The 12,329-nt window shown below is 61.6% G+C and carries 10 protein-coding genes; 6 read left to right on the top strand and 4 right to left on the bottom strand.

Features of this window, described 5'->3' with window-relative positions:
- Positions 1 to 120 precede the first annotated feature (120 nt).
- The 4 genes from CKW32_RS18290 to fecE are packed head-to-tail and all read left to right on the top strand — an operon-like array spanning position 121 to position 3,794.
- Positions 121 to 1,041, top strand: a complete 921-nt coding sequence (locus CKW32_RS18290) for a Fe(3+) dicitrate ABC transporter substrate-binding protein (RefSeq protein WP_032886920.1) — start codon at positions 121 to 123, stop codon at positions 1,039 to 1,041.
- Between the two features lie 2 nt (positions 1,042 to 1,043).
- Complete coding sequence (fecC, locus tag CKW32_RS18295) at positions 1,044 to 2,033, top strand: iron-dicitrate ABC transporter permease FecC (RefSeq protein WP_095185601.1); 990 nt, start codon at positions 1,044 to 1,046, stop codon at positions 2,031 to 2,033.
- Positions 2,030 to 2,998: an iron chelate uptake ABC transporter family permease subunit gene (locus CKW32_RS18300; RefSeq protein WP_095185602.1), complete on the top strand. Its 969-nt coding sequence runs from the start codon at positions 2,030 to 2,032 to the stop codon at positions 2,996 to 2,998. Before fecC ends, CKW32_RS18300 begins: the two co-directional genes overlap by 4 nt.
- 4 nt (positions 2,999 to 3,002) lie before the next feature.
- Entirely contained in the window at positions 3,003 to 3,794 is a 792-nt protein-coding gene (gene fecE / locus CKW32_RS18305; RefSeq protein WP_095185603.1) for a Fe(3+) dicitrate ABC transporter ATP-binding protein FecE, read from the top strand.
- Positions 3,795 to 5,114: 1,320 nt separating this feature from the next.
- On the opposite strand, the gene CKW32_RS18310 is transcribed toward fecE, so the two are convergent.
- From CKW32_RS18310 to CKW32_RS18320, 3 genes are read right to left on the bottom strand one after another with little or no spacing between them, the layout of a single operon-like run.
- Positions 5,115 to 6,044, bottom strand: a complete 930-nt coding sequence (locus CKW32_RS18310) for a sulfonate ABC transporter substrate-binding protein (RefSeq protein ID WP_032887227.1) — start codon at positions 6,042 to 6,044, stop codon at positions 5,115 to 5,117.
- Positions 6,041 to 7,372, bottom strand: coding sequence for an LLM class flavin-dependent oxidoreductase (locus CKW32_RS18315; RefSeq protein ID WP_095185604.1), 1,332 nt, complete (start codon positions 7,370 to 7,372; stop codon positions 6,041 to 6,043). The genes CKW32_RS18310 and CKW32_RS18315 overlap by 4 nt, the downstream gene beginning before the upstream one ends.
- A 1-nt stretch (position 7,373) precedes the next feature.
- Positions 7,374 to 9,557, bottom strand: a complete 2,184-nt coding sequence (locus CKW32_RS18320; RefSeq protein WP_095185605.1) for a TonB-dependent receptor — start codon at positions 9,555 to 9,557, stop codon at positions 7,374 to 7,376.
- Between the two features lie 207 nt (positions 9,558 to 9,764).
- Here CKW32_RS18320 and CKW32_RS18325 point away from each other — a divergent pair, with 207 nt between their 5' ends.
- A complete protein-coding gene (locus CKW32_RS18325) occupies positions 9,765 to 10,793 on the top strand; it encodes a LacI family DNA-binding transcriptional regulator (RefSeq protein WP_095185606.1) in 1,029 nt (342 codons plus the stop codon).
- 34 nt (positions 10,794 to 10,827) lie between these two features.
- Here CKW32_RS18325 and CKW32_RS18330 read toward each other — a convergent pair whose 3' ends face one another.
- The gene (locus CKW32_RS18330; protein ID WP_095185607.1) at positions 10,828 to 11,553 is read right to left on the bottom strand and encodes a M12 family metallopeptidase; all 726 of its coding nucleotides are present in this window, start codon (positions 11,551 to 11,553) and stop codon (positions 10,828 to 10,830) included.
- A gap of 154 nt (positions 11,554 to 11,707) precedes the next feature.
- Between CKW32_RS18330 and CKW32_RS18335 the strand changes: the two genes are divergently transcribed.
- On the top strand, positions 11,708 to 12,322 hold the full coding sequence (locus CKW32_RS18335; RefSeq protein WP_032887231.1) for a TetR/AcrR family transcriptional regulator: 615 nt from the start codon (positions 11,708 to 11,710) through the stop codon (positions 12,320 to 12,322).
- Positions 12,323 to 12,329: the final 7 nt, after the last annotated feature.

Here is a 12,329-nt window from a genome sequence, read left to right on the forward strand (position 1 = left end):
AGGGGCAAGTCCCCTCCCACAAATGAGAATGTTTTTTGATCACGCCGCGCTGATATGGAATAGTACCCGCCGTTTTCCCCAGCCGGTCCAGCCGGGGTGTTTTAACGCCGAGGTCCCTTCATGCAACTGTTGCGCTCCATCCCCATCCTTGCTGCCTGCCTGCTGGCGTTCTCTTCAAGCCTGTTAAGTGCTGCACCCATCGATCTCAACGACGGCCAGCACGCTGTGCATCTGCCCGATGCGCCCAAGCGTGTGGTGGTGCTGGAGTTCTCCTTTCTCGATAGCCTCGCCGCCGTTGACGTAACCCCCGTCGGTGCAGCGGATGATGGCGACGCCAACCGCGTTTTGCCCCGTGTGCGCCAGGCCATCGGCCAATGGACGTCAGTGGGCCTGCGTTCGCAGCCGAGTATCGAGGAAATCGCCCGGCTCAAGCCGGACTTGATCGTCGCCGACCTCAATCGCCATCAAGCGCTGTACAGCGACTTGGCCAGCATCGCGCCAACCTTGTTGCTGCCTTCGCGCGGTGAGGACTATGAGGGCAGCCTCAAGTCCGCCGAGCTGATCGGTAAGGCCTTGGGCAAAAGCCCGCAGATGGAAGCGCGCATCGCCCAGAACCGCGCGAACCTGACAAAAATTGCCCAACAGATTCCCGCCGGTGCCAGCGTGCTCTTCGGTGTCGCCCGCGAAGACAGCTTTTCGGTGCACGGCCCGGATTCGTACGCTGGCAGCGTGCTCCAAGCCATCGGCCTGAAAGTGCCTTCGGTGCGCGCCAATGCCGCCCCCACCGAATTCGTCAGCCTGGAACAACTGCTGGCCCTGGACCCCGGTTGGTTGCTGGTCGGCCATTACCGTCGCCCGAGCATCGTCGACACGTGGAGCAAGCAGCCACTCTGGCAAGTGCTCGGTGCCGTGCGTAACAAGCATGTGGCCGAAGTGGATGGCGACAGCTGGGCGCGCAACCGTGGCGTGCTCGCTTCGGAGCAGATCGCCGAAGACGCCTTGGCGATTCTCAAGGGCGGCAACGCCGTACTGAGCCAATAAACATGGCGCGTAGTCTCGCGGCGGCGGGCATTGTGCTGCTCGGCGCCGTGCTGTTCTGGTTGTCGTTGTACAGCTGGTCACCGTTCACCCTGACTGCGACAGATGCCTGGAATGGCTTGGTTCATCAAGGTGCTGTCGGCGGCAATATGGCTTATATCGTTGCCCAATTGCGGGTGCCGCGCGCGGTGTGTGCGGCGCTGGTGGGTGCTTGCCTGGGCCTTGCCGGGGCACTGATGCAAGGCATCACCCGTAACCGCCTGGCCTCGCCGTCGTTATTTGGCGTGACGGCGGGGGCGGCGTTGGGGCTGGCGTTGTTTTCGACAGGATTGGTTGCACCGCCGTTTGCCGGTGGCGCCTTGCTGATGACCTGCATCGGTGGCGCGTTGGCCTGGGTCACGGTGTTCAGCCTCGGTGGCGCCTGGTCGCCGACCACGGCCCAAGGTCGCTTGGTATTGGCCGGCGTGGCGGTGGCGGCGTTGTGCGCTGCCTTGACCCGGCTCACGGTGATTCTGGTGGAGGCTCAGGCGCAAAGCGTATTGAACTGGCTGGCCGGCTCCCTCGCCAATGTGGGCGCTGCCCAAGTGCAACTGCTGTGGCCGTGCACCTTGATCGGTGGCCTGTGGGCGCTGTGGTGTGCGCCACGCCTGAACCTGATCAACCTTGGCGAAGACGCCGCCCGCTCGTTGGGCGTGGGCATCACCAGCCTGCGCTTGCAGGTGTTCATTGCCAGCCTGTTGCTGGTGGGCGCCAGTGTCTGTGCGGTGGGGCCGATTGGTTTTGTCGGCTTGATTGCGCCGAATATCCTGCGCCAGTTTCTCGGCAATGATTACCGCTGGCTGATCCCGCTGAGTGCGGCGTTGGGCGCGGTGATCGTGCTCGGCGCCGACCTGCTCAGCCGCGCCGTGGCCTTTCCGGTGGAAACCCCGGCCGGTGTAGTCACTGCGCTGATCGGCGCACCGTTCTTTCTGTTTCTTGCCAGGCGCGCCCTATGATCCGCCCACGTTTTCGCCTGTGGTTGCTGCTCGGCCTGTTGCTGCTGGCGACCTTCGTCAGCCTCAGCGCCGGCACGTTGTGGCTCAAGCCCGCGACCGTCTTCGATCGCCTGCTGGCCCATGACGCCCTCGACTTCGAAGTGTGGAACCACCGCCTGCCGCGCAGCCTGATCGCCATCCTCGCAGGCGCAGCCTTCGGCCTGGCCGGTGCGATCGTGCAAGGCGTGATCCGCAACCCGCTGGCCTCGCCGGAAATCCTCGGCGTGACCCAAGGCGCGGGGTTGGCGCTGACCGTGGCGATCATCAGTTGGCCGCACCTGCCGATTGCCTGGCTGCCGTTGGTGGCCTGCCTGGGCGGTGCCGGCGGCGCTTTGCTGCTGGCGTTGTACAACACCGGCGTGAGTTTTTCCGGTGTGCGCTTCGCGCTGTCCGGGGTGGCGATTGCGGTGACCTTGTCCAGCGTCACCGAGTTTCTGATCCTGTCCCATCCGCTGGATATCAACACCGCGCTGCTCGCGCTCACCGGCAGCCTGTGGAGCCGCAACTGGCACCATGTGGCGCTGGTGTTGCCGTTCCTGCTGCTGATCCCGGTGGGGCTATGCCTGGCCAAACCGCTGAACCTGATCGCCCTCGGTGATGAAGCGGCCCACAGCCTGGGGACCGCATTGAGTCGCACGCGCTGGCTGGCGATGGCGTGCGCGGTGCTGCTCACCAGCCTGGGCGTAGGCGTGATCGGACCGATTGGCTTTATCGGTCTGGTGGCGCCGCATATGGCGCGACGGTTGGTGGGCGGGCATCACCAGTACCTGCTGCCGGCGGCGATGCTGGTCGGCGCGCTGTTGCTGGTGCTGGCCGACACCCTCGGGCGCACGTTGATCGCGCCCAGCGAAATCCCCGCCGGGGTGCTGACGGCGGTGATTGGCGCACCGTATTTTCTTTGGTTGCTGGCACGGTTCAAGGGTTGATGACATGAGTATTCTCCAGGCCCGCGAGCTTGATATCGGCTACGGCGGCACACGCATCGTGCAGGGGCTTTCGTTTGCGCCACCGGTGGGAAAAGTCACCGCGCTGATCGGGCCCAACGGCTGCGGCAAGTCCACGTTGCTCAAGGCCTTTGCGCGCATTCTCAAACCTACGCAGGGTGAACTGACGCTCGACGGCCAGCCTTACAGCGCCTTGTCCGCCCGCCAGCTGGCACGGCAGATCGCGTTTCTGCCCCAGGTATTGCCGGTGCCGGAAGGCGTCAGCGTGCGCCAGTTGGTTGCCTACGGCCGCAGTCCTCACAACTCATTGTGGGGACGCCTCAGCGGCAGCGATCAATCCCAGGTAAACCAGGCCCTGCAGCGCCTGGAACTGGACAACCTGGCCGACCGCGCCCTGGCGGATCTGTCCGGTGGCCAGCGCCAACGCGCGTGGCTGGCGATGGTGCTGGCGCAGAACGCGCCGGTGGTATTGCTGGATGAACCGACGACCTATCTCGACATCAGTCATCAGGTCGAACTCATGGACTTGATGTGCGAACTGGCCGCCGAAGGCAAGACCGTGATCACCGTGCTCCACGACATCAACCAGGCGTGCCGCTATGCCGATCATTTGGCGGTGATGCACGGCGGTCATCTGGTCGCCGATGGCGCGCCGGGCCAGGTGATCAGTGCGCAGTTGATGCGGGAGGTGTTTGAGGTGCAGGTGCAGATCATCAATGAGCCGGTTTCCGGTACGCCGATGTGCGTCGTGGAAAAAAGCACCCGCACTCAAGCCTGACGCGTTAAAAATGTGGGAGGGGGCTTGCTCCCGATGGCGCTGAGTCAGTACAAGCTGTTCCAACTGAAGCACCGCCATCGGGAGCAAGCCCCCTCCCACATGTTGATCTTCAGGGGGGCAGTTACTTAGCTTTAACTTTACGCATTCACGATCAACACATTACCGGACTGGAATCCACTCAACTGTGGGAGGGGGCTTGCTCCCGATAGCGGTGCAACAGTCAAAACATCAAGTGACTGACACCCCGCCATCGGGAGCAAGCCCCCTCCCACATTTTGATCTTCAGGGGGGCAGTTACTTAGTTTTATCTTTACGCATTCACGATCAACACATTGCCGGACTGGAATCCACTCAACTGTGGGAGGGGGCTTGCTCCCGATGGCGGTGCAACAGTCAAAACATCAAGTGACTGACTCAGCGCTATCGGGAGCAAGCCCCCTCCCACATGTTGATCTTCAGGGAGGCAGTTACTTAGCTTTATCTTTACGCATTCACGATCAACACATTACCTGACTGGAATCCACTCAACTGTGGGAGGGGGCTTGCTCCCGATTGCAGTGCAACAGCCAAAACATCAAGTGACTGACACACCGCCATCGGGAGCAAGCCCCCTCCCACATTTTGATCTTCAGGGGGTCAGTTACTTAGCTTTATCTTTACGCATTCACGATCAACACATTACCGGACTGGAATCCACTCAACTGTGGGAGGGGGCTTGCTCCCGATAGCGGTGCAACAGTCAAAACATCAAGTGACTGACACACCGCCATCGGGAGCAAGCCCCCTCCCACATGTTGATCTCCAAGGGGGCAGTTACTTAGCTTTAACTTTACGCATTCACGATCAACACATTGCCGGACTGGAATCCACTCAACTGTGGGAGGGGGCTTGCTCCCGATTGCAGTGCAACAGCCAAAACATCAAGTGACTGACACCCCGCCATCGGGAGCAAGCCCCCTCCCACATGTTGATCTTCAGGGGGGCAGTTACTTAGTTTTATCTTTACGCATTCATGATCAACACATTGCCGGATTGGAATCCACTCAACTGTGGGAGGGGGCTTGCTCCCGATAGCGGTGCAACAGTCAAAACATCAAGTGACTGACTCAGCGCCATCGGGAGCAAGCCCCCTCCCACATTTTGATCTTTAGGGGGGGCAGTTACTTAGCTTTATCTTTACGCATTCACGATCAACACATTGCCGGACTGGAATCCACTCAACTGTGGGAGGGGGCTTGCTCCCGATGGCGGTGCAACAGTCAAAACATCAAGTGACTGACACACCGCCATCGGGAGCAAGCGCCCTCTCACATTTTGATTTCAGTGGACTTCGGATTTCCACACGGCCTGCTTCACCTCAATCGCCTTGGGCAACAACCGGTTCTGGAAAAACAAATCCGCCGTCGCTTGCTGCGCCTGAATAATCCCCTCATCAATCGGCAAAATCGGCGATGGCGGGCGGTTATCCATATAGCGGGCGATCACGTCACCGGGCAGGCCCATGAAGGCTGTCAGTACCTTCAAACTGTCCTCACGCTGGCTGCGGGTCAGTGCTTCGGCGTTGGTCAACTCACCCAGCAGATCATGGATAAATCCACCGTTGGCCTGGGCATATTCACGCCGCGCGGTGTACACCGGTCCCGACAACCCCAAGCCTTCACCATTGGCCAGCACATGGCTGGGGCTCTGGCTCAAGGCGAGGGACGAGTAGGGCTCCCAGATCGCCCAGGCATCCACGCTGCCTTGTTCGAACGCCGCGCGGGCATCGGCGGGCGGCAGGTACACCGGCTGGATGTCCTTGTAGCTAAGGCCCGCTTTGTTCAGCGCGCGCAGGATCAGGTTGTGGGAGCTGGAGCCTTTCTGGAAGGCGACTTTCTTGCCTTTCAAATCAGCCACCGAATGCAGTGGGCTGTCATTGCGCACCAGAATGGTTTCGGCGCTGGGCTTGGGCGGCTCGGCGCCGATATACACCAAGTCGGCGCCCGCTGCCTGGGCGAACAGCGGCGGGATGTCGCCGGTGGAGCCCACATCCAGTGCGCCCACGTTGAGCGCTTCAAGCATCTGCGGGCCGGCGGGGAATTCGATCCACTTCACATCCGTCTGCGGGAAGCGTTTTTCCAACAGACCATGTTCTTTGGCCAGGACCAGGGCGATGGAGCCTTTCTGGTAGCCGATGCGCAGGGTGTCCGGCTCGGCCGCCCACGCGGTTTGGGTCATCAGTAAGGCCAACAGCAGTGCCGGGATCTTCATGCCGGAGTCTCCTTGAAGCGATTTTCCGGGCGCGCCAAACCGAGGTTTTCCCGCAAGGTCGTGCCGGTGTATTCGGTGCGCAACAGGCCACGCCGTTGCAGTTCAGGCACCACCCACTGGGCGAAATCCTCCAGCCCACCGGGCAGATGAGGCACCAGGATATTGAAACCATCCGCCGCGCCGTTTTCGAACCAGTTTTGCAGCTCATCGGCAATCTGCGCGGGCGTGCCGATCAGACTGTAATGCCCGCGACCACCGGCGATGCGCCGGCCCAGCTGTCCCAGGGTCAACTGTTCGCGATGAGCCAAATCACTGAGCAATTGCTGACGGCTCCGTTGCCCGCTATCGGTCAATGGCAGCTCCGGCAACGGCCCATCCAGTGGGTACCCGGACAGGTCGAAATTGCCCAGCATGCGCCCCAGCAAGGCAACGCCGACTTCGGGCTCCACGAGATCCTGGAATGCCTCGAATTTTGCCTGGGCCTCGGCCTCGGTGTGCCCGACCACCACAAACACGCCGGGCATGATTTTCAGCGAATCCGGCTGACGTCCATACCCGTCCAGGCGACCTTTGAGATCAGCATAAAATGCCTGGGCATTGGCCAGCGAAGTCTGTGCGGTAAACACCACCTCGGCGGTCTGTGCCGCCAAATCGCGGCCCGTTTCCGAAGAACCCGCCTGCACGATCACCGGCTGGCCTTGAGGCGAGCGCGCCACGTTCAGCGGGCCTTTGACCCGGAAGTGTTCGCCCACATGATCGAGCACATGCCGCTTCGTCGGCTCGTAGTAGGTGCCGCTGGCTTTGTCGCGCACGAAGGCGTCGTCTTCCCAGCTGTCCCAAAGGCCCGTCACCACCTTATGAAACTCGCGGGCGCGGCTGTAGCGCTCGGCATGGCCCACGTGTTCATCGCGGCCGAAATTTTGCGCCTCTGCAGCAGCGTCCGACGTCACCAGGTTCCAACCCGCCCGCCCCCCTGACAGGTGATCCAGCGAGGCGAATTTGCGCGCCACATGGTAGGGCTCGTTGTAGGTGGTGGTCGCCGTGGCAATCAGGCCGATATGCTCCGTCACCGCACTCAACGCCGAGAGCAGGGTCAGCGGCTCGAAATGATCCGATCGCGCCATATGGCTGGCGATCTCGCCCGTGGGCGCGGCAATGCTGTCGGCTACGAACAGTGCATCGAACCTGGCCGCTTCGGCCACCCGCGCCAAGTGTTTGTACTGGGCGAAATCCAGCCCGGCATTTGCCGGTACGTCCGGATGGCGCCACGCGGCCACATGGTGCCCGGTGGCCATGAGAAAGGCGCCGAGTTTCAGCTGACGGCTCATGTTAGAAATCCTTGCGCAGTTGCACGCCGAAGTAACGTTCATCGTCACGAGGTACGGCGCGGTAGATGTAGTTGCCGCCACTGGCCAGCAATGGCGAGTAGGACTTGTCGGCGAGGTTTTTGGCCAGCAGCGCCACGCGCCAGCCATTGCTGTAGTCCGCCAGGGCCACGCTGGCGTTCCAGATGCCGTAGGCGCCTTGTTTGGTGTCGAGGTTTTGGCTGATGTCGTACTGCACTTCGCTCTGCCAGCTGTAGTCGGTGCCCAGTTCGATATCCAGGCCGTTATCCAGTGGGATGGTGTAGTCGGCGCGTACGTAACTCTTCCAGTCCGGGCTGTAGGGCAGCGGCTTGCCGTTGACGTTGCAGGTGGCCGCCGCGCCCGCCGGGCAGGCGAATTCGTCGATGCGTGCACGGGTGTAGGCCAGGGCGCCGGAGAGCTTGAGTTGCTGGGTGGCCTGCAAGGCGTAATCGAGTTCGACGCCTTCGGTGCTGACGCTGCCGGCGTTGATCAGGCGGGTCACCACTTGGCCGGCGACCGAGTCGAAAAAGTTGGCCTGGTAGTTGTCGTAGTCGCTGTGGAATACCGCCAGGTTGGTGGTCAGTCGGTTGTTCCAGGCCGTGGCCTTGATCCCGGCTTCCCAGGTGTTGGAGGTTTCCGGCTTGAGCGCATCGGTATCGCGCGGCTGCATGTTGAAGAACACGTTGTAGGCCGGGCCTTTGTAGCCGCGCGAGTAGGTCAGGTAGCTGGTGATGTTATCGGTCAGGTCGTACTGCACGCCGAGGCGGCCGGACCAGCCATCTTCGTCCACTGAGCCCGAGCTGGAGGTGGCCGGTTGAATCCCACTGACGGTGGTGGCCGAGGTGGATACGCGGCGGTGATCGTATTTCAAGTCGTCATGGGTGTAGCGCAGGCCCGCGATCCCGCGAAAGCGCGAGGTGAAGTTGAGCGTGGTCTCGCCAAACACCGCGTAGCTGTCGCTGGTGGTGCTGTAGTCGGCGACGCCGCGGTCGGTGCGCGTGGTGGTGGTGAGCGTGCGCTGGTAAGTCTCTTCGTCCTTGCCATGCATGTAGAACAGGCCGCCGACGTATTCCAGGAATTCACCCTTGGGCGAGGCCAGGCGCAACTCTTGAGAGTACTGGTCGAAGGCCAGCTCACCCTTGTCGGCAGTGCCGGGAAACGCGGCGGTCACGCTGCCGAGGCGGTCGCCATCCTGGTATTGGGTGTTGTCCCAGCCGCGCCAGGCGGTGATTGAGGTCAGGGTGTAGTCGCCCAGGTTCCAGTCCAACTGGGCGGACAAACCTTTGTTGGTGTCCTCGACATGGCTGCGCGTATCGGTGTTGATGTCGCGGTTGTCGCTGGAGGCCCGCACCGAGCTCAAGGCGTTGCTGAATGCCGGGGTCAATGACTTACTGACCACACCATTCGGTGCATCGTCGTGAGACTGCATGTAGTCGGCGATCAGCGTCAGCGTCACGTCGTCGTTGGGGGTGAATTCCAACTTGCCGCGAATGCCTTTGTGGTTGTAACCGTTGACCTCCTGACCGTTGTGCTGGTTGTCGACGTTGCCGTCATAGCTGCCAAACAGCGTGCTGACCGAGCCTTTGAGCACGTCCGGCACCAGGCTGCCGCCGATGCCGAAACGGGTGCGGCTTTCATTGCCGCTGTAGTACGACTGGTCGACGTAGCCGTGGGTCTCGGCGGTGGGAGCCTTGCTGGTGATATTGAGCACACCGGCCGAGGCGTTCTTGCCGAACAGCGTGCCTTGGGGGCCGCGCAGCACTTCGATGCGTTCCAGGTCCAGCAGGTCGAGGGTGGCCTGGCCGGGGCGCGCATAGACCACGCCGTCGATCACCGTGGCCACGGTTGGCTCCACGCCGGGGGAGGTGGAGATGGTACCCACGCCGCGTACGAATAATGAGGTGTCCTTGTTCGATGCGCCGGTACGGAAGTTCAGCGACGGCACCTGTTGCGCGATGCTCGCCACGCCGTTGCGGTTGTCGCGCTCCAGTTGCTCGCCATCGAGTACCGAGACCGCCACCGGGACTTTCTGCAGGGATTCTTCGCGGCGGGTGGCGGTGACGGTCACCGCTTCGAGGGTGGCTTGCGGCTCGTCGGCGGCAACGGCGACGCCTGCCGGAAGTGCGGTCAATCCGGCGAGGAATAATAAGTGAGTGTGTTTGTGCATGCTGTGCCCGCTCAAAAAAATGCCCTGGTCCGCTGCGGTTCTACGACCGTCAGCGCCTGTGAAACTGTCTTGGGCATTCGCTTGAGCGAGTAGCAGACAGCGCGCTTTGTTAGCGCTAACATCGGCATTATTGTTAGCTCTGCTTTAGAGCGTCAAATACTTAAAAATTAGTCTCATATTCTTTTTGGTTGTTAACAGGATCCTCCCGTGAGCGAAGAAAAACCGCGCAAGCGCCGTGGCGCCGGGCGTGTCACCTTGAATACCGTGGCGCGCCAGGCTGGCGTGTCGGCTATTACCGTGTCGCGTTATTTCAACCAGCCGGAACAGGTGTCCCCAGAACGCCGCGAACGCATTGCCCAAGTAGTCGCCGAGCTGGGTTACGTGCCCAACCTGGTGGCCGGCGGATTGGCGTCGGCGCGTGGGCGGATCGTGGCGATGGTGATCCCGAACATTTCCGGGCCGATTTTTGCCAATACCATTCAGGGGTTCAGCGATACCCTCAGTCGCCATGGCTACCAACTGTTGCTGGCGTCGAGTTACTTCAGCGCTGAGCAAGAAGAAAGCGCGGTGCGGGCGTTTCTGGGTTGGTCGCCAGCGGCGCTGGTGCTGACCAGTCGCTTCCACAGCGCGGCGACTGAAAAGATGATTGCCGACGCGGACATTCCGGTGGTGGAAACCTGGGACTACGTGCCCGAGCGCGCACCGGTGCAGATCGGCTTTTCCCACTACCAGGTGGGCGTCAGCGCCGCGCGTTACCTGCATGGCAAGGGCTATCGGCGCATGGCCTTCGTGCAGAACAGCGTGGCGGGTGACTTCAGCGCCCATGAGCGTGGGGAAGGATTTGCGGCAACCCTGGTCGAACTGGGCGTGCAGCCCCAGGTGTTCATCCCGGACGCCGGCCGCGCACCGTTCGAGGCCGGCAAGCAGGCCATGGAGGCGCTGATGAGCCACGCCATCCCACCGGAGGCGATCTTCTTCGCCAATGACAACCTGGCCGCCGGTGGCCTGCTGGCCGGGCAGCGTTCCGGATTGAAGTGCGCGGTGCTTGGGTTCGGTGATTACCCGTTTGCAGAAATGCTGCTGCCGAGCCTGAGCACCATCAAACCGCCGGCGCTTGAGATTGGTGTGCTGGCGGCGACGCGGGTCCTGGAAAGCCTGGGGGTCTTACCGGTTGCGGATGACGTCCAGCGGCTGAATTTCTTGCAATGTCAGTTGATCGCGCGTGAGAGTGCCTGACACAACCGGGCGCTACTCACGCGGGCTCGTATGCTTATGTGCCGGTCCGACGAGCTGCCTTCGGGTAGGCCTTGTTTGCCCAGGCGATATCGCCTGGGCTGAGTATCGAGTTTCTTGAGTGGAAGGTATTACTCGTCGTCAACGCGGGGTTGATCGCGTAGTGCATGGCTGAGTCTTCGTCATACGGCAGAAAATCATAGACAGCGCTGCGCGGCAGGGGCAGCAAGTTGGCTCGCTGGTAGTGACGGGGTATATGCCGGTCAAGTTTGGCCAGGTCCCACGGGATATTCGCGTCAGGATGCTGATGGGCGTGCCGGGCGCCGAGCATGTGGCCGAATTCGTGCAACACGGTGTGGGCGAATGAAGTCGACGAGTAGTCTATCGGCAGGTTCATGGTCGGCATTCCGGGGGAGACTTTTTGTGCATCGGTACCGACCATTGAGACCCCGGAACCTTGATGAATCGGCACCCCCGAGATGCGAACATCGCCTTCTTCCCCGCTGACGAATTCGAATTTGAGGTTGATATGGGGCAGCCACTCGCTGGCGGCCTGCTTGACCGCCTGCACATAAGGGTCGTCCATCTCGTAGTCATACATGGCGATTTTGAGGGTGCTGTGCTGCGGCCAGTATTTATCGGGCTCACCCACATCGCGGCGACTTCGGGAGAGGCGTTCGGTCGGTTGAATGCTGTCGCCGTCCTCGGCGGGCGAGGGGGGTGGCGCGGGCAGCGGAGGCGTGAATAGTCTTGAAGCGATCATGGCGTCTTACTCGGGTTAACTGGGACAAGTCCGAGCATTGATTGGCACGGATCGCCCAGAGCGTTCCATTGCAGCCCCGGCGCTCGCCCGAGGTTTATTTGCGGCGCGGTGGCATTTTGGATACGGTGCAAGCCTCTTCCTCCAGGACTTTTCCATGACCGAGTCGCCGCCGAAAACCCGCCGCGCACCCAAAGGTGAAAAACGCCGCGAAGAGCTGCTGGATGCGGCCTTGCAAGTGTTTTCCCTGGAAGGCTACAGCGGTGCCTCGATGGCGCAGGTGGCGGGGATCGTAGGGATTTCCGTGGCCGGGTTGCTGCACCATTTTCCGAGCAAGATCTCGCTGTTGATGGGCGTGTTGCAGCGGCGTGATGAGGTCAATCAGCGGATTGCCGATGAAGTGCGTGCGGAGAAAACCCTCAATGGTTTGCTCGGCAGCCTGCGCGCAATCAATCGTTCAAATGCCACGGCGCCTGGCGTGGTGCGCGCGTTTACCATCTTGAATGCCGAAAGTCTGTTGGATACCCAGCCGGCCTGGGCGTGGTTCCAGGCGCGCTACGCGGCGATTCACCAACGCATGCAAGGACAGTTTGCCGACCTGGTGGCGGCGGGGGAGGTGCGCGGCGACGTGGACATCGCCGGGCTGGTGGAGGAGATCCTGGCCATGATGGATGGCCTGCAGATCCAGTGGTTGCGGTTTCCCGAGCAGGTGGATCTGGTGGCGCGCTTCGACGCCTACATTGCGCGGGTTGAAGCGGCCATTCGAACCTGAGTCAAAC

This window comes from Pseudomonas sp. Irchel 3H9, from assembly GCF_900187495.1.
Lineage (GTDB): Bacteria > Pseudomonadota > Gammaproteobacteria > Pseudomonadales > Pseudomonadaceae > Aquipseudomonas > Aquipseudomonas sivasensis.

Coding starts and splice junctions, on each gene's coding strand:
- CKW32_RS18310 (WP_032887227.1), bottom strand. CDS start 6,044: ATGAAGATCCCGGCACTGCTGTTGGCCTTACTGATGACCCAAACCGCG.
- CKW32_RS18290 (WP_032886920.1), top strand. CDS start 121: ATGCAACTGTTGCGCTCCATCCCCATCCTTGCTGCCTGCCTGCTGGCG.
- fecC (WP_095185601.1), top strand. CDS start 1,044: ATGGCGCGTAGTCTCGCGGCGGCGGGCATTGTGCTGCTCGGCGCCGTG.
- CKW32_RS18300 (WP_095185602.1), top strand. CDS start 2,030: ATGATCCGCCCACGTTTTCGCCTGTGGTTGCTGCTCGGCCTGTTGCTG.
- CKW32_RS18315 (WP_095185604.1), bottom strand. CDS start 7,372: ATGAGCCGTCAGCTGAAACTCGGCGCCTTTCTCATGGCCACCGGGCAC.
- CKW32_RS18320 (WP_095185605.1), bottom strand. CDS start 9,557: ATGCACAAACACACTCACTTATTATTCCTCGCCGGATTGACCGCACTT.
- CKW32_RS18330 (WP_095185607.1), bottom strand. CDS start 11,553: ATGATCGCTTCAAGACTATTCACGCCTCCGCTGCCCGCGCCACCCCCC.
- CKW32_RS18335 (WP_032887231.1), top strand. CDS start 11,708: ATGACCGAGTCGCCGCCGAAAACCCGCCGCGCACCCAAAGGTGAAAAA.
- fecE (WP_095185603.1), top strand. CDS start 3,003: ATGAGTATTCTCCAGGCCCGCGAGCTTGATATCGGCTACGGCGGCACA.